Source organism: Kitasatospora sp. NPDC127111 (genome assembly GCF_042677465.1).
GTDB lineage: Bacteria > Actinomycetota > Actinomycetes > Streptomycetales > Streptomycetaceae > Kitasatospora.
On sequence record NZ_JBHXTG010000015.1, the window covers coordinates 16,023 to 37,703 of the forward strand.

Annotated in this window: 18 protein-coding genes; 13 read left to right on the top strand and 5 right to left on the bottom strand. The window is 75.2% G+C overall.

Annotation, left to right across the window (positions count from 1 at the left end; all coding sequences use genetic code 11):
- Positions 1–57: 57 nt before the first annotated feature.
- Entirely contained in the window at positions 58–867 is an 810-nt protein-coding gene (locus ACFVHB_RS12535) for an alpha/beta fold hydrolase (protein WP_380319396.1), read from the bottom strand.
- A 476-nt stretch (positions 868–1,343) separates the two neighbouring features.
- On the opposite strand from ACFVHB_RS12535, the gene ACFVHB_RS12540 reads away from it, so the two are divergent.
- Positions 1,344–1,847, top strand: coding sequence for a hypothetical protein (locus ACFVHB_RS12540; RefSeq protein ID WP_380319399.1), 504 nt, complete (start codon positions 1,344–1,346; stop codon positions 1,845–1,847).
- Between the two features lie 78 nt (positions 1,848–1,925).
- Here ACFVHB_RS12540 and ACFVHB_RS12545 read toward each other — a convergent pair whose 3' ends face one another.
- Positions 1,926–2,801, bottom strand: a complete 876-nt coding sequence (locus tag ACFVHB_RS12545; protein WP_380319402.1) for a LysR family transcriptional regulator — start codon at positions 2,799–2,801, stop codon at positions 1,926–1,928.
- Positions 2,802–2,986: 185 nt separating this feature from the next.
- Between ACFVHB_RS12545 and ACFVHB_RS12550 the strand changes: the two genes are divergently transcribed.
- Together ACFVHB_RS12550 and ACFVHB_RS12555 are read left to right on the top strand one after the other, a co-directional pair.
- The gene (locus ACFVHB_RS12550) at positions 2,987–3,820 is read left to right on the top strand and encodes an EamA family transporter (RefSeq protein ID WP_380319675.1); all 834 of its coding nucleotides are present in this window, start codon (positions 2,987–2,989) and stop codon (positions 3,818–3,820) included.
- Between the two features lie 166 nt (positions 3,821–3,986).
- Positions 3,987–4,220 (top strand): hypothetical protein, encoded by a 234-nt coding sequence (locus tag ACFVHB_RS12555; protein ID WP_380319405.1) that lies wholly within the window; start codon positions 3,987–3,989, stop codon positions 4,218–4,220.
- Positions 4,221–4,361: 141 nt separating this feature from the next.
- Here ACFVHB_RS12555 and helR read toward each other — a convergent pair whose 3' ends face one another.
- The gene (gene helR / locus ACFVHB_RS12560) at positions 4,362–6,512 is read right to left on the bottom strand and encodes an RNA polymerase recycling motor ATPase HelR (protein ID WP_380319408.1); all 2,151 of its coding nucleotides are present in this window, start codon (positions 6,510–6,512) and stop codon (positions 4,362–4,364) included.
- Positions 6,513–7,549: 1,037 nt separating this feature from the next.
- Here helR and ACFVHB_RS12565 point away from each other — a divergent pair.
- From ACFVHB_RS12565 to fxsT, 9 genes are all read left to right on the top strand, one after another.
- A complete protein-coding gene (locus ACFVHB_RS12565; protein WP_380319411.1) occupies positions 7,550–8,677 on the top strand; it encodes a phytanoyl-CoA dioxygenase family protein in 1,128 nt (375 codons plus the stop codon).
- A gap of 14 nt (positions 8,678–8,691) precedes the next feature.
- Positions 8,692–10,005: a DUF6271 family protein gene (locus ACFVHB_RS12570; protein ID WP_380319678.1), complete on the top strand. Its 1,314-nt coding sequence runs from the start codon at positions 8,692–8,694 to the stop codon at positions 10,003–10,005.
- Positions 10,006–10,032: 27 nt separating this feature from the next.
- Entirely contained in the window at positions 10,033–11,226 is a 1,194-nt protein-coding gene (locus ACFVHB_RS12575; RefSeq protein ID WP_380319414.1) for a type III PLP-dependent enzyme, read from the top strand.
- Entirely contained in the window at positions 11,227–11,820 is a 594-nt protein-coding gene (locus ACFVHB_RS12580; RefSeq protein ID WP_380319417.1) for a GNAT family N-acetyltransferase, read from the top strand.
- Positions 11,820–13,100: an MFS transporter gene (locus ACFVHB_RS12585; protein ID WP_380319420.1), complete on the top strand. Its 1,281-nt coding sequence runs from the start codon at positions 11,820–11,822 to the stop codon at positions 13,098–13,100. Before ACFVHB_RS12580 ends, ACFVHB_RS12585 begins: the two co-directional genes overlap by 1 nt.
- 272 nt (positions 13,101–13,372) lie before the next feature.
- Positions 13,373–13,957, top strand: a complete 585-nt coding sequence (locus tag ACFVHB_RS12590; protein WP_380319423.1) for a cysteine hydrolase family protein — start codon at positions 13,373–13,375, stop codon at positions 13,955–13,957.
- Positions 13,954–14,859: a GlxA family transcriptional regulator gene (locus ACFVHB_RS12595; RefSeq protein ID WP_380319426.1), complete on the top strand. Its 906-nt coding sequence runs from the start codon at positions 13,954–13,956 to the stop codon at positions 14,857–14,859. Before ACFVHB_RS12590 ends, ACFVHB_RS12595 begins: the two co-directional genes overlap by 4 nt.
- A 98-nt stretch (positions 14,860–14,957) precedes the next feature.
- Entirely contained in the window at positions 14,958–15,386 is a 429-nt protein-coding gene (locus ACFVHB_RS12600) for a hypothetical protein (RefSeq protein WP_380319429.1), read from the top strand.
- The gene (gene fxsT, locus ACFVHB_RS12605; RefSeq protein WP_380319431.1) at positions 15,383–17,356 is read left to right on the top strand and encodes an FxSxx-COOH system tetratricopeptide repeat protein; all 1,974 of its coding nucleotides are present in this window, start codon (positions 15,383–15,385) and stop codon (positions 17,354–17,356) included. The genes ACFVHB_RS12600 and fxsT overlap by 4 nt, the downstream gene beginning before the upstream one ends.
- Here the strand turns inward: fxsT and ACFVHB_RS12610 are convergent.
- The gene (locus tag ACFVHB_RS12610; RefSeq protein WP_380319434.1) at positions 17,337–18,605 is read right to left on the bottom strand and encodes an MFS transporter; all 1,269 of its coding nucleotides are present in this window, start codon (positions 18,603–18,605) and stop codon (positions 17,337–17,339) included. The genes fxsT and ACFVHB_RS12610 overlap by 20 nt on opposite strands.
- Positions 18,606–18,661: 56 nt before the next feature.
- Here ACFVHB_RS12610 and ACFVHB_RS12615 point away from each other — a divergent pair, with 56 nt between their 5' ends.
- Positions 18,662–19,657 carry a helix-turn-helix domain-containing protein gene (locus tag ACFVHB_RS12615; protein ID WP_380319437.1) on the top strand — a complete coding sequence of 332 codons (996 nt, stop codon included), beginning with the start codon at positions 18,662–18,664 and terminating at the stop codon, positions 19,655–19,657.
- A gap of 575 nt (positions 19,658–20,232) precedes the next feature.
- On the opposite strand, the gene ACFVHB_RS12620 is transcribed toward ACFVHB_RS12615, so the two are convergent.
- Positions 20,233–21,678 (bottom strand): RsmB/NOP family class I SAM-dependent RNA methyltransferase, encoded by a 1,446-nt coding sequence (locus ACFVHB_RS12620; protein ID WP_380319440.1) that lies wholly within the window; start codon positions 21,676–21,678, stop codon positions 20,233–20,235.
- Between the last annotated feature and the right edge of the window lie 3 nt (positions 21,679–21,681).

A 21,681-nucleotide genomic window follows, 5' to 3' on the forward strand; every position in this document is an offset into this window, starting at 1 on the left:
GCCGGACCGCGAGCACGCCCGACCCACGCCGGACCCGCGCCCGGTGCGCCCCGCGCGTCACCCCAGGATGCGCGGCAGGGTCACCCGCACCCACTCCTCCGGCTGCGACAGGTGCGGAGCGTGACCGCCGCCCTCGTACAGGTGCCGCTCGGCCTTCGGCAGCGCGAGGTCGATCAGGTCGAGCACCTCGCCGTACATCGGCGCGCTGTCGTCGCTCTGGGTGAGCAGGGCGGGCTCGGTGAAGCGGGCGAGCGCGGCGAGGTCGAGGTCCAGCGCGTCCGGGTCCCGCAGCTCGTCCAGGTAGGTCGGCGCGTTGCGGATGTACGTGTGCCGGATCGGTGCGGGCAGCTGGGCCCACGCCCCCGGCCCGTACGCGAGCGTCTCGACGTACGTTTCCGCCGCGGCCGCCGACTCCGCCTGTTCCAGCAGCTCCCGGACGGCGGCGACCCGCGCGGCGTAGGCGGTCCCGATCGGCCGCAGGTCGGGGTCGGCGAGCAGCAGCGACGTCGCCGGCGGCTCGTGCGCCGCGAGGCCGCGCAGCAGGTCCGGCCGGGCGGCGGCCAGCCGGAGCGCGATCAGCGAGCCGTAGGCGTCCCCGCAGACGAAGGCGGGCGCGAGGCCGAGTGCCTGGATCAGGCCGGCCAGGTCGGCCGCGTCCTCGTGCACCGACCCCTGGGTGAGCAGGTCCTCGCTGCGGCTGTGCCCGCGCCGGTCGTACGCGACGACGCCGGCCTGCTCGGCCAGGCCGGGCACCACCCGCGCCCAGCTGTCGGCGTCGCTCCAGGACCCGTGCACCAGCACCACCCCGGGCCCGGACCCCCGGGCCTCGTAGTACAGCGACACCCCGTTCACCCTGATCTCGGCCATCGTGAGCCTCCCGACCTCGGTCGTGCTCCAGCCCCTTCCCCACCAGCCTGACACACGCCCGTGGGGACCGGCCGGATCCGGCGGACCGCGCTCCCGCCCGGCTCTCACGCCCCCGCCACGGGTGGTGACGCAGTGCTGTCCCCCGGCTCGCGGTGGACTCCTCGCAGGACGGCACGGAGGCCGGCGCGAACCGGGTCCTCACCCGCCCGATCCGCCGGCCGAGCACCCGCGGGGGGCGGCGGAGCGTGACGGGGAGGCAGCTGCGCTCACCCCGGGACGGCGGTCGTTCCCCCCAGCGACCCGCCCCTGCGGCCGGGGCCCTGCCGCGCACCGCGCGGCGTCCGGCGTCGGCCGGCCCCGCGCAACCGGGCGCACTGCGAGCGCTTCCCAACCCCACCGGGGGGAAGGTGCATTGACGACAACGGAACGCCGGGACGCCCACCAGGGGCACCGGCGACGGGCGAGGGGGCTGCGAGGTGGCGTCGGAAGCCGAGGGAACCCCGGGGGGAGAGCCGGACGACCGGCGACACGACGAGTGGCTCTCCCCGGCCGAGGTCGAACGGCTGTGGCCGCAGATCTCCCCGGGTTGCGTCAGGAGCGTGGCGCAGGCCAACGGCGTCCGGACCGAGATCGCGTCCGCACACCCGCTCCCGGACGCCCCGCGCTACCGGGCGGACGACGTGCACGCCGTGGCCGCACTGATCGCCGACGGCGACGCCGAGGTGGAGCCGTGGCAGCGCACCGACACCCCGGAGGGCCGCGCCGCCCAGGCCGATCTGGACCGACTGCGGCACGAGGTTCCGCTCCGATGGATGCGGCTCCCGCTCGAAACCCCGGCGCACCCGCTGTTCCTGTTCCTCGCGCTCCTCGGGGTGATGGCCCTGGTGGCCGCCCTGGGCGTGTGGATCCTGGAGCTCGTGGAGGGCCCGGTACCGCCCGCGCCCCCGGGCGCCCCGGACTGCGGGACGTGCGGCAGGTGACGGCGTGCGGAGTCCAGGTCGACAGGGGCCGCCGGCAGGCCCTCGGGCCTGCGCCGACGGTCGGCGCGGGCCCGGGGCTCACCCGCCGTCCGGACCGAGCAGGCCGAGGAAGGCCGCCGCGGCCGGCGTGCTGCCGACGCGGTTCCGGACGACGTACTCGACCCGGGCCGGCGCGTCGGTGACCTCGACGGTGGTCACGCCGGTGAGTTGCGGCACGAAGGCGGCGGGGAGCATCGCGACGCCGAGGCCTTGCGCGACCAGCCGGACGATGAAGTCCGCGGTGCTCACTTCGAACGCGACGTCACGGCCCAGACCGGCGGCCGCGAAGGCCTGGTCGGACTGGACGCGCCCGGCCGTCCCGGCCGGCAGGTCCACGAACACCTCCGTGGACAGCCTGCGGAGGTCGACCGCCGGCTCGCCGGCGAGCGGATGGTCCGGCGCGACCACCGCGACCAGCCGGTCCCGCAGGAGCTCGCGGGCGGCGAGGCCGGGGAGCCGCGCCGTGGTCGGCAGCCCGAGGAAGGCCACGTCGAGGACGCCCTCCCGGACCTGCTCCATGAGCTCGTCGCTCGCCCCGACCCGCAGGCTGACGCGCACGTGCGGGTACCGCGCGCGGAAGTCGCGCAGCGCCCCCGGGACGTCGGCCGCCGTGACCGTCGGGATCAGCCCGACCGCGAGCCGCCCCCGCACCTCGCCCACCGCCGCCGCCACCTCGGCGGCCGCCCGTTCGGCGGCGTCCAGGCACTGCCGGGCGGCCGGGAGGAACGCCGCACCGGCCGGCGTCAGCCGCACCCGCCGGCTGGTGCGCTCGAACAGCCGAGCGCCCAGCTCCCGTTCCAGGCGCGCGATCTGGTGGCTGAGCGCGGACTGGACCACCAGACACCGCTCGGCGGCCCGGGTGAAGCTGTTCGTCTCGGCGACGGCGACGACGTACCGCATCTGCTGAAGCTCCATGGATCCATCGTGGATCGCGATCGATGGACTGACAAACATGTCTTGGACTCATCGATCGCTGCCGGGCGAGACTTCGAGCCATGACGAGTCAGACCGCCCTCAGGGCCTCCGGCGACACCACCGGCATCCGCCCCGGAACCCGCGGCCCCCTCCCCCGCACCGCCCTGACGGCGCTCGCTCCCGCGGTGTGGGGCACGACCTACGTCGTCACCACGGAGTTCCTCCCGCCCGGGCACCCGCTGTTCGCCGGGCTCCTGCGCGCACTGCCCGCCGGCCTGATCGCACTCGCCGTGACCCGGACGCTGCCGCGCGGAGCCTGGTGGGGCAAGGCCGCGGTGCTCGGCGTGCTCAACATCGGTCTGTTCATGCCGCCCCTCTTCCTCGCGGCCGAACGCCTGCCGGGCGGCGTCGCCGCCACCCTGTCCGCGGCCCAGCCCCTCGTCGTCACCCTCCTGGCCGTCACGGTGCTCCACGAACGCCTCTCCGCCCGGCGTCTCGGCTGGGGGCTGACGGGCCTCGTCGGCGTCGGCCTCGTCGTGATCGGACCGAACGCGGCCCTCGACACCGTCGGCATCGCGGCGGGCCTGGCCGGTGCGGTCACGATGGGGCTCGGCGTCACGCTCACCAAGCGCTGGGGACGCCCCGCCGGGGTCGGCCCCCTGGCGTTCGCCGGCTGGCAACTCACCGCCGGAGGCCTCTTCCTGGCCCCGGTCACCGCCCTGGCCGAGGGCGCACCGCCCGCGATCGACTCCCGGGCCGCCCTCGGCTACCTCTGGCTGGGCCTGGTCGGCGGCCTGCTCACCTACCTCCTCTGGTTCCAGGGCATCGCCACCCTGCCGGTGACCTCGGTCGCGGTACTCGGCCTGCTCTCCCCGCTGGTCGCCGCCGCCCTCGGCGCCGTGCTCCTCGGGCAGACGCTCGGCCCGGTCCAGCTGCTGGGCTTCGGCCTCTCACTCGCCGCGATCGTCGCCGGACAGCTCCCTCCCCGCGCTCCCGCCCCGGCAGGCCGCACCGAGTAAATCACCTCACGATGGCGCCAATCTCCATGGTTTCAGAGGCGATTGGCCACAGTGACGCCATATTCCAGAGGGTCGATGGTCATTGACACAAGATCACTTGGGTTAGAGTTACTGACGGGTAGTCAACCGCGGTTGCGCCCGTCCCATCCCTCTTCGAAGGAGAACCATGCTTCGACGCCTTTCGACCGCCGCCGTCGCCGCCACCATCGCGGCCGGCGCCCTGCTGGCCGTCGCCCCCGCGCAGAGCGCCTCCGCCGGGACCGTCACCTGCGACGTCAACGCGATGCGGAACCGCGCCCACCAGCTGCGCAGCCAGGGCTACGACCGGCAGGCCAACATCCTCGACGCCCAGGCCCAGGCCTGCGAGGACGCCGAGAACAACATGCACCGCTGGGGCTGAGCCCACTCGGTCACCGGTGATCCTGGCCGGTCCGCCCTCGGCGGGCCGGCCAGGTCCGCTCACCGCGCCAGGTCCGCTCACCTCGCGCCGGGGCCGGGCCCGCGTCCGTTGCGGGATCGCCCGGCCCGGCCCCGGCGGGCGTCAGGAGCTGGTGAGGACCACGAGCCGCCCGGTCGCCCGGGTCATCGCCACGTAGCGGTCGACCGCCCCCGCGACCCCCGCGCCGAAGTTCTCCGGGTCGACGAGGACGACCAGGTCGAACTCGAGGCCCTTCGACAGCTCCGGAGTCAGCGAGCGCACCCGCGGCGTCGGCCGGAACTCCGCGTCGCCGATGACGCAGGCGACCCCGTCGGCGTGCGCGGCGAGCCAGCCGTCGAGGACGGCGTCCAGCTCGGACACGTCCCCGTGCACGACGGGGAGACCACTGCTGCGGACGGACGTCGGCACGTTGGCGTCCGGGAGCACCGCCCGGATGACCGGCTCGGCCTCCGCCATGACCTCCGCCGGCGTCCGGTAGTTGATGCCCAGCGAGGTCACGGTGATCCGGTCGAGGCCGATCCGCTCCAGGCGTTCCCGCCACGACTCGGTGAACCCGTGCCGGGACTGGGCGCGGTCCCCGACGACGGTGAAGCTCCGGGACGGGCAGCGGAGCAGCAGCATCTGCCACTCGGCGTCGGTCAGTTCCTGTGCCTCGTCCACGACGATGTGCGCGAACGGGCCGGCCAGCCGGTCCGGGTCGACGGTGGGCAGCGCGGTCCCGTCGACCAGACTGTCCCTCAGGTCCTGTCCACGCAGCATCGTGACCGCGCCCTCGCCGTCGTCGTCGGCCTGGAGCAGGTGGTCGATGACGTCGGCCATCCGCGCGCGTTCGGCGGCGACGGCGGCGTCGTGCCGGCGCTTCCGGCGCGCCGCCTCCGGGTCGCCGAGCCGCTGCCGGGCCGCGTCGAGGAGCGGCAGGTCGGACACCGTCCAGGCCTGGGCGTCCGCGCGCCGCAGCTTCCGGACCTCGTCGGGACCGAGCCAGGGCGCGCACAGCCGCAGGTAGGCGGGCACCGTCCACAGGTCGCCGACCAGGTCGGCCGCCTCGATCAGCGGCCACGCGCGGTGGAGGGTCGTGACCAGCTCCTCGTCCCGCATCAGCGCCCGGCGGAACTCCTCGGGCGGGACGTCCTCGTCGTCCTGCTTGTCCATCAGGATGGTGACCAGCTCGTCCCAGATCTGCTCACGCGCCGCGTTGTGCGGGGTGCCGGGTTCCGGGGCGTCGAAGGCCTCGGCCCAGTCCTCGGCGCTCAGCCAGAGGTCGGACCAGTCGGTGGAGACCGTCATCCCCTCGGTGGGCGGCTCCTCGTAGATCCGGACGGCCCGCTCGATCGCCTTCACCATGTCCGCGGTCGACTTCAGGCGGGCGACCTCCGGGTCGCTCTCGACCGCCGCCCCGGCCCCCTCCGCGACGAGGTCCCGCACGGTGCAGGTCTGCACGCCCTCCTCGCCCAGGCTGGGCAGGACGTCGGCGACGTAGGCCAGGTAGGGCTGGTGCGGGCCGACGAACAGCACGCCGCCGCGCCGGTGACCGAGGCGGGGGTCGGAGTAGAGCAGGTGGGCGGAGCGGTGCAGGGCGACGACGGTCTTCCCCGTTCCCGGGCCGCCGTCCACGACGAGGGCGCCGCGCGAGCCCGCCCGGATGATCGCGTCCTGGTCGGCCTGGATGGTGGCGAGCACGTCCCGCATCCGGGTCGACCGGCTGCCGCCCAGGCTGGCGATGAAGGCGGACTGGTCGTCGAGCGCGGCGCGCCCCTCCAGCCCGTCGGCGGTGAACACCTCGTCCCAGTAGTCGCTGATCCGGCCGCGGGTCCAACGGTACCGGCGCCGGCTCGTCAGACCCATCGGGTTGGCGTGGGTGGCCGCGAAGAACGGCTCGGCGGCGGGGGAACGCCAGTCGACCAGCAGTCGGCGGCCCTCACTGTCGGTGAGGCCGAGCCGTCCGATGTACACGGGCTCGGCATCCTCCGCGCCGACGATGTGGCCGAGGCAGAGGTCCAGGCCGAAGCGCCGCAGGGCGCGCAGGCGACCGGTCAGCCGGTGGACCTCCGCGTCCCGGTCCATCGCCTCCCGGCCGGCCCCGCCGGGCGCCCTGCGCACGGCGTCGAGGCGGTCGGACAGGTCGGCGATCGACAGCTCCAGGCTCTCCGCGATGGCCGCGAAGTGCCGCTCGTCGCCGGCGATCAGCAGGGGGTCGGCCTTGGGAGCGAGGCGGTCGGGGAGGTCGAACGCACTGGTGGCCAAGGGGTTCATATCACCGGTTCCGATCTCACAGGTGCGCATGCATGTCGCGAATGCTCATTTTTTTCCGCGGGTTCTGCCGTAGGCCGACGATTCTCCGCCGCCCCTGGGGCCTTGCCGCAAGGCCCCGGGTGCGCTATAGGTTGGTAGTGGCGGGAGATGTGTACGCGCCGTCCCCGCCGACCACGTCGCCGAAGAAGTGCGCCGGTTCACCGCTGAGTTCGCCGCGGTGACCTCGGAGCCCGCGGCAGCCGATCACCTCGAACCCCTGGCCCCGGGCCGACCCCCGCCCCGGCCGCCGTGCCCGAGCGGGCAGCGGGCGCTGCCCTTCCGGGCACACCCGCCGCCGAGCCCCGGGGCCCGGATCCCTTGCGGCGCCTCCGGTGCAGGTCACCACCCTTCCGCACGTCCGTGCCGTCGCCGTCCGGCCTCCGTGGAACAAGGGTTGACACCAGAAGTTGGTCTAGTCCACGGTAGGGGAAAGCAAGTTCGAGAACACCGGAAGTCCTGGCCAGACGCCCTGCCGGGCAGGCGAGTTGGCCACCGTCGCCGCGTGTCCGCCGGGCGCGTCAACGACCCGCGAGGGGCGCGCAGCAGCAGAAGGAGGAAGGAATCCCGGCCCCGGCTCCGGCCCCGGCCCTGGCTCCGGCTCCGGCCCCGGCTCCACGGCGGACCGCACCGATCGCCCGGCCGGGCGAGACCACCGGGAACCGCCGTCACCCGCGACCTCCCTCGTCACCCGGCAGCCCCGCCACCCGCACCGTTCCCCGTTCCCCGTTCCCCTTTCCCCGTCCGGACGATGCCGTTGCCGTCCGGACAGCCCCGGCATCCCTCGTCCGGCGCCCGTTCGGTTCACGACACCAGACCGGAGCGGCCCCCGGACCTCCACGTCACCGATCCGAGCCGCCGCCGCGCCCTGCCCGCACACGCGCCCCCGTCCAGCGGGCGCCGCGCACCGACCCCCGCACCGCCACTGCCCCACCACCCCACCGCCAGGCCGCAGTTGCCCACCTGGCCGCACGAAGTCTTCCGATCCTTGGAGTGATCGCATGCCCGCCCCTGACGGATATCTCTACCGGGCCGCGTCGGAGCGCCCCTACTTCAGCAACGACGGCGAGTCCTACCTCGCCCGGACGCCGCTGAAGGACATCGAGAAGTCACGGCCGCTGCGCGTGCTGTCCGAGGAGGACTTCGCCTTCTGGCAGACGTACGGCTACGTGGTCGTGCCGCAGGCGATCCCCGCCGAGGCGGCCGAGCGGCTGCTCGACTTCGCGTGGGACTTCCAGGGGCTGGACCGGGAGGATCCGGAAACCTGGTACGAGGAGCGCGAGTTCCGCGACGAGCTGGACCAGCACCTGCACGTCTACGGGTTCGTGGAGGCCTACCAGCACCAGCTGATCTGGGACAGCCGGCAGGCGCAGCGGGTCTACGACGCCTTCGTGGACGTCTGGGACTGCGAGGAGCTGTGGGTCACGCTGGACCGGCTCAACCTCAACCCGCCGAACGTCAGGAACCGCGACCGCGCGCTGATCGAGCCGACCGACCGGGGCTTCGACATCGAGCTGCACTGGGACGTCGACACCACGCTCGGCATGCTGCCGCAGCGCGTCCAGGGCATCATCGCGCTCAACGACACCCGGCCGGACCACGGCGGCTTCCAGTGCAACCCGGAGCTGTTCCGGCGGTTCAACGCGTGGCAGGCGGCCCAGCCGGCCGACCGGGACCCGATCCGGCCCGCCGTCGACCGCGCCGAGTTCCCGGTGGTGCGACCCGAGTTGAAGGCGGGCGACCTGCTGATCTGGAACGGCCTGCTGGCCCACGGCGTCGCCCGGAACACCTCGGCGGACGGCGTCCGGGCGGTGCAGTACCTGTCGATGATGCCGGCGCTGGAGGAGCACGAGGAGCTGCGGCGCTCGCGGATCGCGTCCTGGCGCGACCTCTCCACCCCGACCTGGAACAGGACGCTGCTCGGCGACGCGCGCCGGCACGAGTCCCTGCGGTACGGCCGGGCGGAGCTGAACGGGCTCGGCGCGAAGCTGCTCGGTCTGGAGTCGTGGCACGGGCCCGACCGCGAGCACCCGGACGCGCGCCCGGAACAGCGCGCCGACGAACGCACGACTCGGCGCACGGCCCGGCACGCCGACCGGCCCACGGACGAGCAGGACGCCGAACGGTGAACCGGAAGACCGGCATGCGCAAGATCTGCCTGACCCTGCCCACCAACCGGCCCTGCGCCGACACCATCGCGGCGATCGGCGAAGAGGCGGCGTACGCGGCGGGACGGTTCGGCGCCGACGTCCACCTGCTGATCCTGGACTCCTCCGACGCACCGACCTTCGCCGTGCACGCCAAGGCCGCCGCCGCCCTTCCCCCCCAAGCCGGCGTCACCGTCCACCACCTGGACGAGGAGCGGCAGCGCGCCTTCCTCCGCACGGTGATCCGCCGCTCCGGCGCCGCCGGACCGGACGACCTGCTCGACCTGATGCTCCCGGACGCCGTCTCCTACGGCGCCTGCACCAACCGCGCGTTCCTGCTCGCCGCCGCCCTCGGCTGCACCTCCGTCCACCGCCGCGACTCCGACAGCGCCTACCAACTCCTCGACGGCGAACCGGTGTTCCCGATCCACCACGAACTGCTCTCCCTCGGCAGACGCGCCGCCGACGCCGCCGCCGGCGTCACCGAGACGCTGCTCGACCCGGTGCACGCGGAGAAGCCGGTGGCGATGGTCGGCAGCTCCTTCGTCGGTGAACTCTCCGTCGACATCGGCGAGATCCGCGAGCTGGACGAGGAGCTCTACTACAAGGTGGTGGGCCTCTGGGCCCCGGCCGGTGCCTCGGAGGAGGAGCGGCGCGAGCTGGTGGACGACTCCTTCGTCGGCGCGGGCACCGAGCCCTTCACGGCCGACCGTTCCGTCCTGGACCTGCCGGACATCTGGCGGGTGGACATGTGCAACATCGGCCTCGACCACGAGGTCTACGAGCGGATCCCGCTGCCGCCCGCGACCGACACCATCGGCAGCGACTACTTCCTGCTGCACGTGGTCCGCGACGCGACGCTCCCCGGCGTCGTGCACAACCGCAACATCGTGAACTACTACACCCCCGAGCGGCGGACCGGCCCCGGCTTCACCGCCTACCAGCTGCGGTTCACCAAGTTCCTGCTGTCGATGCTCTACCTCTACCCGGTCTACTCCGACCTGGAGGAGGCGCTCGGCGACCTGCTGGACGAGCGGCACCGCGTCCGGGTCGACGCCGTGCTGGACTCGGTGCGGCGCAGCACCGGCGCCGACCGCGCCGAGAACCACCGGCGGCTGGCCGTCCTCGACGACTGCTACCGCCGGCTCGGCGGCAAGTACGCCGAGTTCGCCGACCACCTGGCGCCCCGGCGGGCACGGCTGCTGGACGAGGCGCAGGCGGACGCCGAGTCGTTCGCCCGGCTCATCGAGGCGTGGGGCCCGCTGGTCGCGGCCGCCCGCGACACCGGCCTCGACCGGCCGCAGCGGTAACCGGGCGGGTTCACGACGATGCTGACGATGCGTCACACCACCACGCTGCGGGCCGCCCTGGCCGCCTCCACCCACGACCGGATCGTCTACGACCTCGACGGGATCGAGGGCCAGTACGCCGCGCTGCTGCGCGAACTGCCCGGCGTCTCCGTCCGGTTCGCCATGAAGGCGTGCCCGGTGGACGAGGTGCTCGCCGCCCTGGCGCGGGTCGGCGCCGGCTGCGACGCGGCCAGTCCGCACGAGATCGCCCAGGCGCTGCGCGCGGGCGTCCCGGCCGGGCGGATCCACTACGGCAACACCGTCAAGTCCGACCGGAACATCGCCGAGGCGTACCGGCTCGGCGTCCGGGACTTCGCGACCGACAGCCTGGCGGACGTGGCGGCGCTGGCCGTCCACGCCCCCGGGGCGCGGGTGTTCTGCCGGCTCGCGACCAGCGGCGAGGGGGCGCTCTGGGGCCTCAGCCGGAAGTTCGGCTGCTCGCCGGAGGACGCCGTGCTGGTCCTGGAGGCGGCGCGGGCGGCGGGGCTCACCCCGTCCGGTCTCTCCGTCCACGTCGGCTCGCAGCAGATGACGTCCGAGGCCTGGCAGCGCGCGCTGGACGAACTGGCCGCGGTGACCGAGGCGTTGAACCGGCGGGGGATCCTCCTGGACCACGTCAACCTGGGCGGCGGCCTGCCCGCCCTCGGCGTCCTGGACAAGCGGGGCCGGCCGCTCGACCCGCCGCTGGACAAGATGTTCGCCGTGCTCCGGGCGGGCATGCAACGCCTGCGGGAGGTGTCGGCCTCGCCGCTGGACTTCCTCCTGGAGCCGGGCCGCCACCTGGTGGCCGACCACGGCGCGATCCGGGCCCACGTCTCGCGGCTTTCCGCGCGGCGGCAGCTCTCCGGCGAGCGGCAGCACTGGCTCTACCTGAGCTGCGGCAAGTTCAACGGCCTCTACGAGATGGACGAGCTGCAGTACCGGCTGGAGTTCCCCACCCACCCGGACCCGCCGTACGTGCCGGCCGTCGTCGCCGGTCCGACCTGCGACAGCGACGACGCGTACGCCGACGAGGGCGGCCTGGTCCCGGTGCCGGCCGCCGCCGCCTCCGGGGACCCGGTCTGGATCTTCTCCTGCGGCGCGTACGCCACCGCCTACACGACCCAGGGCTTCAACGGCTTCCAGCCGCTTCCGTACACCTGCATCCGCGGTGGCGGCCTCTCCACGGGAGGTACCGAGTAGATGTCCGACGACATCCGCATCCGCCGGCTGGCCGCCGGCGACTGGGACGACGTGGTCGCGCTGGAGGAGCGCGCCTACGCCGCGAGCGGCCTGTCCGAGGGCCGGGCCGCCCTGGAGTCCCGCGGCCGGGCCTCGCCCGACACCTGCTTCGCGCTGGAGCACCGGGGGCGGTTCGGCGGCTACCTGCTGGCCCTGCCCTACCCGCTGTTCCACTGCCCGGACCTGAGCCGGGCGGAGGCGACCGGGGCGGCACCCGCCGGCCGGGAGAGCAACATGCACGCGCACGACCTCGTCATCGCCGAGGAGCTGCGCGGCCGGGGCCTGGCGCCGGTCATGCTCGCCCACCTGGCCGAGACGGCCCGGGAGCGGGGCTTCGCCACCATCTCGCTGGTGGCCGTCCGCGGCAGCGACGTCCTGTGGACCCCGCTCGGCTACCGAGCCGACCCCGGGGTCGTACTCCCGGCGAGCTACGGCGACCGCGCGGTCTACATGTCGATGCCGCTGCGGCCGAGCGAGCCGCTCCCCCTCGTCCGCGCCGTCGCGGACACCGACGACCCGCTGGCCGGGTCACCACCGAAGGTCGAAGTGGGCTGATGCACCTGTTCCGCGTTCGCGACGACTACCGCCGGGCACAACTGGCCATCGCGGCACTGTTCCTCTTCCTCGGCTTCCAGTACGCGACCTGGGTCTCGCGGCTCCCCGCGCTGCGCACCCGGCTCGGCCTGGGCGAGGCCGAGGTCGGCCTGCTGCTGATGGTCTGCGGCATCGGCGCCGCCGTCTCCTTCCCGCTCGTCGCGGTGCTGATGAAGCGGCTGGGCTCGCGCGTGCTGGCCACCGTCTCGGCGCTCGCGCTGGGCGCCGTCCTGCTCGCGCTCTCCGTGGTGCCGGACTACCCGGTCGCGCTGCTGGTCGTGTTCTGCGACGGCGTCGCGGTCGGCTGCCTGAACGTCGCGATGAACGCGCAGGGCGCCGCGCTGGAGGAGCGGTTCGGGCGGACCGCGATGTCCCGGCTGCACGCGACGTTCAGCGGCGGCTCGCTGCTGGCCGCCCTGCTCGCCTCCGGCGTCACCGCGTTCACCACCACGCTCGCGGTCCACTTCGGCCTCGCCGTCGCGCTGCTGGTGCTGGTGCTCGGCCTCGCCCAGCCGGGGCTGCTGCGGGAGGACCGGGCCGCCGGGGCACCGGCCGAGGGGCCCGCCGAGGCGCCGGCCGGGAGGAAGCGCCGCAGGCTCTCCCTCCCCTCCCGGGTGACGCTCTGGATGGGCCTCGCCATGGTGTTCGGCACCGTGACCGAGGGCGCGATGAACGACTGGTCGGCGCTCTACCTCAAGGACGTCGTGCACGCGGCGCCGTCGTTGGCGCCGATGGGCATCGCGGTCGTGTCGGTCATGATGGTGCTGGCCCGGATCTTCGCCGACGGCTGGCGCAGCCGCCTCGGCGACGGCCTGATCGTCCGGGCCGGCAGCCTGCTGGCGGGCGGCGGCCTGGCGCTCGCCCTGCTCGTCGGCGGCCTGGTGCCGACGCTGCTCGGCTTCGCGTGCGTCGGTGTGGGCGTCGCCGCCGTCACCCCCTGCGTGTACGTGGCCGCGGCCCGGCAGGGCTCCGACGCCCTGTCGCTGGTGGCCGCCATGGGCACCACCGGCCTGCTGGCCGGGCCGGCGGTGATCGGCTTCATCGCCAACGGCAGCAGCCTGACCTGGGGCATGGGCGCGGTGGCCGCCTCGGCGGCGATCGTCTCGCTCTGCGCCACCCGGATCCGCTGGCCCGTCCTCCGGCAGGCACCCGCCGACGAACCGTCCGCCACCGACGCCACCCCCACCGGCCCCGCCCCCGTCGGCTCGGCCCCCGCCGACGCCGCCCTGCACGAGGCCTGAGCCACTCCCCACGGTCCGTGCGTCCCTCCCCCGAGCCGCACGGCCCCGGGCCCCCATCCCGTCCCCCGGGTGGGGGCCCGTCACCCTCCCCCGGCGGGGGCGGCGGACAAGGCGGGTGAAAACCCGGTGCACCCCGCGACCCCACCGGCTCCTCCCGCCTCCCGCCTCCCGCCTCCCGCCTCCCGCCTCCCGCCTCCCGCTGACCGGATCGTTCCGCACCCGGCCCCGATGGTGCCTTCCGGCCACGCCCCCGCGCCGCCCATGATCGAAGCATGAACAGCGCACTCGTCGTCATCGACGTCCAGGAGTCCTTCCGGCAGCGGGCCGACTGGGCGGCCGTCTCCGATCCCGACATCGTCGCCAAGGTGAACCGCCTGGTCGAGCACACCCGCGCCAACGGCGACCTCGTGGTCTGGGTCCTGCACAGCGATCCGGGCACCGGCACCGTCTTCGACCCCGCGAACGGGCACGTCCACCTGATCGAGGGCCTGGAGCCGGCCACCGGCGAGCCCGTCATCACCAAGACCTCGCACAACGCGTTCACCACCACCAACCTGCAGCAGTTGCTCACCGCGCGCGGCATCCGCGAGGTGGTGATCGGCGGCATCCGCACCGAGCAGTGCTGCGAGACCACCACCCGGGTCGCCGCGGACCTCGGCTACGACGTCGTCTTCGTCACCGACGCCACCGCGACCCACCCCATCGAGCACCGCGACGCCCCGCCCGGCCGCAGCCTCGCCGAGATCCTCGCCGACCCGCGCACCCTCTCCACCGACGAGATCATCGCCCGCACCGAGTACGCTCTGGCCGGGCGGTTCGCCCGGATCGCCACCGTCGAGGAGCTGACCGGATCGTGACGCGCGTCGTCTTCCTGCTCGTGCCGCAGCTGCACCTGCTCGACCTCGCCGGGCCCGCCCAGGTGTTCTCCACCGCGGCGGACCAGGGCCTCGGCTACGAGATCCGGTACGTGGCCGAGCAGGAGGACGTCCCCACCGCCCAGGGCCTCGCCCTCCGGGCCGCCACCACGTGGCCCGAGCTGACCGCGGAGGACCTGCTCGTCGTCCCCGGCTGGCGCTCCCGCGTCCTGCGCGCCCACGGCGAGCTCGCCCCGGCCACCCTGGCCCGGCTCGCCGCGCACCACGCGGCCGGCGGCACCGTCGCCAGCGTCTGCGCGGGCGCCGACGCCCTCGGTCGCGCCGGGCTGCTGGACGGCCGCCGCTGCACCACCCACCACGACGTCCAGGAGGAGCTCGCCGCCCGCCACCCGCGCGCGACGGTGGTCCGCGACGTGCTGTACGTGGTGGACGACCGGGTGATCACCTCCGCCGGCATCGCCAGCGGCATCGACCTCGCCCTGCACCTCGTCGCCGTCCGCCACGGACCCGCGGCCGCCGCCCGGATCGCCCGGGAGATGGTCGTCTACGCCCGGCGCAACGGCGACGCCCAGCAGACCAGCGCCATGCTCCGGCACCGCGCCCACCTGGTCGACGCCGTCCACCGGGTGCAGGACCTCATCGACGCCCGCTTCACCACGCGGCTCGGCCTCGCCGACCTCGCCGCGGCCGCCGGCGTCAGCGAACGCACCCTCACCCGCCACTTCACCGAGGCCACCGGGCTCACCCCGCTGCGCTACCAGCAGGAACTCCGGGTCGAGCGCGCCGAACACCTCATCGCCCACGGCGCCACCGCCGAGTCCGCCGCCCGCGCGGTCGGCTTCCAGGACGCCCGCATGCTCCGCCGCCTCCGCGCCCGCGCCTGACCGGCCCGTTCGGCCGCGGCTCCGAGGTGCGGGGTGCGGGGTGCGGGGTGCGAGAATGACGGCCGACATCCGGTCAACTTCTCCTCGGGGTGGATCCGTTGAGCACCGACATCACCGAACTGCTGGCCCAGGCCGGCCCCCTGCTGACGGGCGCCCTGACCACCTACGGCACCGCCGTGCTCACCCGCGCCGAGAACGCCGCACTGGACGCCGCCGCGGACGCCACCGCCGACTCCGGCCGCCGGTTCCTCCAGCGCGTCTGGCGCCGCGGCGACGCCGCCCGGCGCGCCGAGCTGGAGACCGCCGTCGAGGCCGCCGACGAGGACCCGGACGCCGTCGCGGCGGCGCTGCGCCTGCACCTGCGCCGGGCCCTCGCCGAGGACGCCGAGCTCCGCCGCGAGCTCGCCGAGCTCCTCGCCGCCCGGCCCGCACCGTCGATCACCATCACCGCCCACGGCGAGCGTTCCATCGCGGCGTACTCCATCGGCACCGCCATCACCGGCGGCGGGCACCGAACCGACTCGTGACCGCCCCCGACACCGCGGCCACCACCGCGGTCACCGCCGCCAGCGAGCGCTCCATCGCGGCGCACACCATCGGCACCGCCATCACCACCGACCAGGTGGTGATCGCCGCCGACGCCGCCACCTCCGCCCGCGACACCCCGGCCCCGCCCGGCACCCACAACCTGGCCCCGCCCCCGCTCTGCGTCGGCCGCGCGGACGAACTCGTTTGGCTGCGACGGGCGCTGACCGCCGACGGCGGCTCGGCGGTCACCCAGGCGCCGACCGTGCACGGCCTCGGCGGCATCGGCAAGACCACCCTCGCGCTCGCCTACGCCCACCGGCACCTCGCCGATCACACCCTCACCTGGTGGGTCAACGCGGAGTCCCGGGCCCGCGCCGACCAGTCCCTCGCCGCCCTGACCGCCCGGCTCGCCCCCACCTGGGCCGCGCGGGCCGGCGAACCGGAGCGGATCGCCTGGGCGCTCAACTGGCTGCACTGGCACCCGGGTTGGCTGGTCGTCCTGGACAACGCCGAGGATCCGCGCGACCTGCGCCGCTACCTCGGCTCCCTCACCGGCGGCCATCTCCTGATCACCACCCGCCGCGCCACCGGCTGGCCGCGCGGCATCGCCACCCGCGCACTCGGCACCCTCGCACCGGAGGAGTCCGCCGCCCTGCTCTGCGACCACGCCCTGGACGGCGCCGAACCCACCGCGCGCCAACTCCTGGACGCCCGCGCGCTCGCCGCCGACCTCGGCCACCTCCCGCTCGCCCTCGACCAGGCCGGCGCCTACCTCGCGCAGAACCGCACGGTCTCCATCGGGGCCTACCGCCGCAAGCTCACCACCAAGCTCGACCGGGCCGCCGACGGCGTCGACGCCGAGCGCACCATCGCACGCGTCTGGAACCAGACGCTGGCCGTCCTCACCACGCGCAGCCCGCTCGCCATCGAGGTCCTGCGCACCCTCGCCTGGCTCGCCCCCGACGACATCCCGGTCAGCCTGCTCCAGCACCTGGACGACGAGGACGACGCGCTCGGCGAGGCCCTCGGCCACCTGCACGCCTACAGCATGATCACCCTCACCGCGGAGACGGTGAGCATCCACCGCCTCCTCCAGACCGTCCTGCGCACCACCCCGGGCGACCCCGGCCGCGCGGCCGCCGAACACGCCCTCACCAGGGCCTTCGACGCCCTGCCCGAGCCGCCCGAGTACCTCCCCGACACCGCGTGGGACGTCCTCGTCCCCCACCTCATCGCCCTCGCGGCCAGCACCCCGCCCGGCCGGCACCAGGACCGGGTCGTGAGGCACTACTACACCGCCGCCCAGTACCTCTACCGCCGCGGCCACGACGCCCGCGCCGTCCCGCTGCGCGAAATCCACGCCGCCCACTGCGAGCGGACCCTCGGAGCAGCCCATCCGGAGACGCTGACGAGCCGCCACGACCTCGCCCTCGCCCACCAGGAGGCCGGCAACCTCGAACGCGCCATCCCCCTCTACGAAGCCACCCTCACCGAGCGCGAACGGACCCTCGGCCACACCCACGACGCCACCCTGACCACCCGGAGCAACCTCGCCGTCGCCTACCGGGCGGCGGGAGACCTCCAACGCGCCGTCCCGCTCCTCGAAACCACCCTCGCCCAACGCGAGGAGGTCCTCGGCAACGATCACCCCCACACCCTCATCAGCCGCCACACCCTCGCCGTCGCCTACCGGGCGGCCGGAGACCTCCAACGCGCCGTCCCGCTCCTCGAAACCACCCTCGCCCAACGCGAGGAGGTCCTCGGCAACGATCACCACAGCACTCTGACCAGCCGGATCAACCTCGCCGTCGCCTACTGGGCGGGCGGCGACCTCGAACGCGCCGTCCCGCTCCTCGAAACCACCCTCGCCCAGTGCGAGCAGACCCTCGGCGACACCCACCGCCACACCCTCGAGAGCCGCGATGCCCTCGCCCACGCCCGCGCCGAACTCAACGCCGCCCGCCCCTGACCCGCCACACGTGCCACCCCAGCACCACCCCCGCCAGCCCGACCACCAGCCCGCACACGCCCAGCCACCCCGCCCCCACCCCGTACAGCCAGGCCCCGGCCCCCGAACCGACGCTGCCGCCCACGTAGGCGCACGTCATGTACGCCGTGTTCAGCCGGCTCCGCGCCCCGTCGCGCAGCGCGTAGATCCGCACCTGGTTGGCCACCATCCCCGACTGCATCCCGACGTCGAGCAGCAGCGTGCCGGCCACCAGCGCCGCGATCCCCACCGCTCCCCCGACCGCGCCCAGCGCCAGCAGCCCGCCCGCGCCGACCACCGCCCCCAGGCAGACCAGGTTCACCGCGTCCGGCCCCCGCCGGTCCACCCACCGCCCCGCCACCGGCGTGCAGAACATCGTCGCCGCGTTGACGAAGGCGAGTGCCCCCACGGCCCCCGCGCCCAGCCCGTACGCGGGCCCGGTCAGCAGCAGCGCGACGCCCGCCCAGACCGCCGAGAAGCCCGCGAAGACCGCCGCTTGGTAGCCGCACGACCGCCGCAACTCCGGTTCGCGGCGCAGCAGTCGCAGCGGTTCCGCCAGCAGCGCCGGGTAGCACGCGCCGGACGGCGGCACGGTCACCGGCACCACCCGCGCCACCGCGACGCCCGCGATCCCCGTCAGCACCGCCGCCCCGACGTACACCGCCCGCCAGCCCACCCACGCGCCGACCACGCCGCCCAGCACCCGGGAGAGCAGCATCCCGGCGAGCGAACCGCTGAGCAACGTGCCCCCGACCACCCCGCGCCGCCGCTCGTCCACCAGCCCGGCCGCCAGCGGGCCGATCACCGGCGCCGCCACCGTGGTCACGCCCACCACCGCGCCGGCGGCCACCAGCGCCGGCAGCGTCGGCGCCGCGCCCGCCGCCAGCAGTGCGGCGCTGCTCGCGCCGAGCAGCAGCACGAGCAGCCGGCCCGCCCGGACCCGGTCCCCCAGCGGGACCAGCAGGAAGATCCCGGCCGCGTAGCCGACCTGAACCGCCGTCACCACCGCCGACGCCGCGCCCGCCGGCACCCCGAAGCCGGCTCCCACCAGCGGTACCAGCGCCTGCGGGAAGTACACGTTGCCGACGGCCACCCCGCACACGGCCGCCAGCACCCACACCAGCCCCGTCGCCGGCGGCCCCCCTCGTCCCTCGGCGCGCGTCCCCGCCTCCGCCGCCGTCCCCGCGGCCCGCACCGCCCGCCGCCCACGCGCCCGCTCCGCCGTCGTCATGCGCCGAAGTCCACGCCACCGCCCACCGGTTGCCAATCGATGTAGCGTTCCGCTTAATGATCAGCTTTCTCCTGGACGTCGAAGACCTGGCCGACACCCGGTTCGCGATCTCGCCCCTGCAGGAGGCGATGGGCAGCCTCTGGGTGCTGCGCGACCCGGGCCGGTACCCGCTGCACCGGCCGTGGCTGCGCTCGGTGCTCGGCCGGCTCGACCCGCGGGACGTCCGGCTGCTGCTCGCGCTGGTCGGCGAGAGCCTGGCCCTGCCCGACTTCCTGACGCCACGCCCGCGGTCGGCCGCCCCGACCGTCGAGGAGGAGCTCGCGACCGTCCTCCGCACCCCGCCCGCCGTGGTCCGGCGCGATCTGCGGGTCGCGCACGCGCCCGGTCCGGTCCCCGCCGTCCTGCGGGCGGCCATCGACGGCGGCGACCGGCACCTCCCCGGCCTGCTGGAGACGCTCTGCGCGCTGCTCCGACGCTACTGGGACGTCGCGTTCCGCCCGTTCTGGCCCCAGATGCGGCTGGTGCTGGAGGCCGACATCACCTACCGGGCCCGGCAGTTGGCGGGCGGGGGCGCGCGGTTGCTCTTCTCCGACCTGCACCCGAACGTGCGCTGGCACGACGGCGCGCTGCACATCGCCCGGATGAGCCGCCGGCACCAGGTGGCCGCGGCCGGCCGCGGGCTGCCGCTCATGCCGTCGCTGTTCGCGTACAAGCCCGTCTCGCCGATGGACCCGGGCGAGCCGCCCATGCTGGCCTACCCGAGCCGGGGCATCGCGACCCTGTGGACCCCGGCCGGCCCGGAGCCGGACGCCGCCGGCGCGCTCGCCGGCCTGCTCGGCGCCCCGCGGGCCCGGATTCTCCGGGTCCTCGCCGAACCACTGACCACGGCCGACCTCGCGCGCCGCTTCGCCGTGACGCCGAGCGCCGTCTCGCAGCACCTGCGCGCCCTGCACGCGGGCGGCCTGGTCACCCGCACCCGGGACGGCCGGCACGTGCTCTACCACCGCAGCGCACTCGGCGACCGCCTCGTCACCGCCCGCCCCACCGACTGACCCCCCGGCCACCCCGCAGAACCCAGGTCACGATCCAACGATCGCGCCCGCCGCGCCCACGCCGGACGCAGCGTCAGTGCGATCGGCCGACGCCCACCTCACCGCGCCCGCACCGGAAGTCGGCCCGGCCGGCTTCCCAGCACCGACACGGATCCGAGCGACCCTCCCCGGCCGGCGGCCGCACCGGGCGCGACCTCCAGCTCCGCTGCTGCGAGGACACCCGGTCGACCCGCTCCGCACCCGGGCCGCCGCGTTCCTCCCGGCACGCCCCGGATCCCGGCCCAACCCGCCCCCGTCCGGTCACGGAGGCGCGCACCCGGACGCCCGGGCACCGCCCGCCCACCGACCGGCCGCCGGCCGCGGGCAGCCGGGGCCAGAGCGCCGAAGGCCGCCCGAGCGAAGCGGCCGGCCCTCGGGTCCGCCTTCGAACGCCCGCCTGCGGGGCGGCATTCGGGGCACGCACCGCGCCGCGTCGTCGTCGACCGTCGATGACCCCGGCCCTCGGCCGGGCGGCGTCCCCCGGCGAAGGGCCGGGGGCGTGCCCCCAGCCGTAGCGGCGCCCTCCCGGAGGACCGCTACGCGGTGCGCCGCAGCAGCGCCAGGTACATCGCGTCCGTGCCGTGGAGGTGCGGCCAGAGCTGTACGTCCGGGCCGTCACCGAGCGACGGCACGCCCGGCAGCAGCGGGCGCGCGTCGATCCACTCGACCCGCCCGCCCTGCTCGCGCAGCACGTCGTCCACCACCGCCCGGGTCTCCGCCAGGTGCGGCGAGCAGGTCGCGTAGCCGACCACGCCGCCGATCCGGGTGGCGTCGACGGCCGAGCGCAGCAGGTCCCGCTGGAGCGGGCCGAAGGCGGCGACGTCCTGCGGCCGGCGGCGCCAGCGCGCCTCCGGGCGGCGGCGCAGCGCACCGAGGCCGGAGCAGGGGACGTCGACCAGCACGCGGTCGAAGCCGCCGGCCCGCCAGGCGGGGCGCGTGCCGTCGGCGGCGATCACCGTGTACGGGCCGGGGTTGCCCTCCAGCGCCCGCGCGACCAGCCGCGCCCGGTGCGGCTGCTTCTCGCTCGCGACCAGCGCGGCGCCACGCTCCGCGGCGAGCGCGCCGAGCAGCGCGGCCTTGCCGCCCGGGCCGGCGCAGCCGTCCAGCCAGACCCGGTCGGGCCCGTCGAGCGGCGCCGTGGCGAGGGCGAGCGCGACCAGCTGGCTGCCCTCGTCCTGCACGCCGGCCCGGTTCTCCCGGACCGCGGTCAGCGTGCCCGGGTCGCCGCCCTCGGCGAGCCGGAGCGCGTACGGGGACCAACGGCCGGGCTCGGCCTCGGGGAGGGCGTCGGCGAGTTCGCCGACGGTGGCCCGGCCGGGGCGGGCGACCAGGGTGACCTCGGGCCGCTCGTTGTCGGCGCGCAGCAGTTCCTCGACGGCGGTGCGGCCGGAGGCCTGGGGCTGCCAGCGGCCGAGCGAGTCCCAGAGCGCGGCGACGACCCAGCGCGGGTGGGAGTGGACGACGGCGAGGTGGTCCTCGGCGTCCTCGTCGTACGGCGGGGCGACCTGCTCGATCCAGGCGTCCAGGTCGTGGGCGCTGATCCGGCGGAGCACGGCGTTGACGAACTTGGCCTTGCCGTCGCCGAGCACCACCCGGGCCAGCTCCACGGTGGCCGAGACGGCGGCGTGGCTGGGGACGCGGGTGGCGAGCAGCTGGTGGGCGCCGAGCGAGAGCACGTCGAGCACCGGCGGGTCGACCTTGCTGAGCGGGCGGTCGATGCAGGCGGCGATGATCGCATCGTAGGTGCCCTGCAGGCGCAGGGTGCCGTAGACCAGTTCGGTGGCGAGGGCGGCGTCGCGCCGGTCCATGCCCTTCTGCTCGGCCTCGCGGAGGAGGGAGGGCAGGATCAGGTTCGCGTAGGCGTCGCGCTCGTCGACGGCGCGCAGGGCGCGGAACGCGACGATCCGGGCCGGGTCCTTCTTCGGACGGCGGTGCGGCCGGGGTGCGCGCTTGGCGCCGGGGGTGCTGCTGGGCGTGCTCATACC

What these genes read in the sequence shown, in the direction of transcription:
- ACFVHB_RS12535 (WP_380319396.1), bottom strand. Translation starts at nt 867, where the DNA reads ATGGCCGAGATCAGGGTGAACGGGGTGTCGCTGTACTACGAGGCCCGG.
- ACFVHB_RS12545 (WP_380319402.1), bottom strand. Translation starts at nt 2,801, where the DNA reads ATGGAGCTTCAGCAGATGCGGTACGTCGTCGCCGTCGCCGAGACGAAC.
- ACFVHB_RS12555 (WP_380319405.1), top strand. Translation starts at nt 3,987, where the DNA reads ATGCTTCGACGCCTTTCGACCGCCGCCGTCGCCGCCACCATCGCGGCC.
- helR (WP_380319408.1), bottom strand. Translation starts at nt 6,512, where the DNA reads ATGAACCCCTTGGCCACCAGTGCGTTCGACCTCCCCGACCGCCTCGCT.
- ACFVHB_RS12565 (WP_380319411.1), top strand. Translation starts at nt 7,550, where the DNA reads ATGCCCGCCCCTGACGGATATCTCTACCGGGCCGCGTCGGAGCGCCCC.
- ACFVHB_RS12570 (WP_380319678.1), top strand. Translation starts at nt 8,692, where the DNA reads ATGCGCAAGATCTGCCTGACCCTGCCCACCAACCGGCCCTGCGCCGAC.
- ACFVHB_RS12575 (WP_380319414.1), top strand. Translation starts at nt 10,033, where the DNA reads ATGCGTCACACCACCACGCTGCGGGCCGCCCTGGCCGCCTCCACCCAC.
- ACFVHB_RS12580 (WP_380319417.1), top strand. Translation starts at nt 11,227, where the DNA reads ATGTCCGACGACATCCGCATCCGCCGGCTGGCCGCCGGCGACTGGGAC.
- ACFVHB_RS12585 (WP_380319420.1), top strand. Translation starts at nt 11,820, where the DNA reads ATGCACCTGTTCCGCGTTCGCGACGACTACCGCCGGGCACAACTGGCC.
- ACFVHB_RS12590 (WP_380319423.1), top strand. Translation starts at nt 13,373, where the DNA reads ATGAACAGCGCACTCGTCGTCATCGACGTCCAGGAGTCCTTCCGGCAG.
- ACFVHB_RS12610 (WP_380319434.1), bottom strand. Translation starts at nt 18,605, where the DNA reads ATGACGACGGCGGAGCGGGCGCGTGGGCGGCGGGCGGTGCGGGCCGCG.
- ACFVHB_RS12615 (WP_380319437.1), top strand. Translation starts at nt 18,662, where the DNA reads ATGATCAGCTTTCTCCTGGACGTCGAAGACCTGGCCGACACCCGGTTC.
- ACFVHB_RS12620 (WP_380319440.1), bottom strand. Translation starts at nt 21,678, where the DNA reads ATGAGCACGCCCAGCAGCACCCCCGGCGCCAAGCGCGCACCCCGGCCG.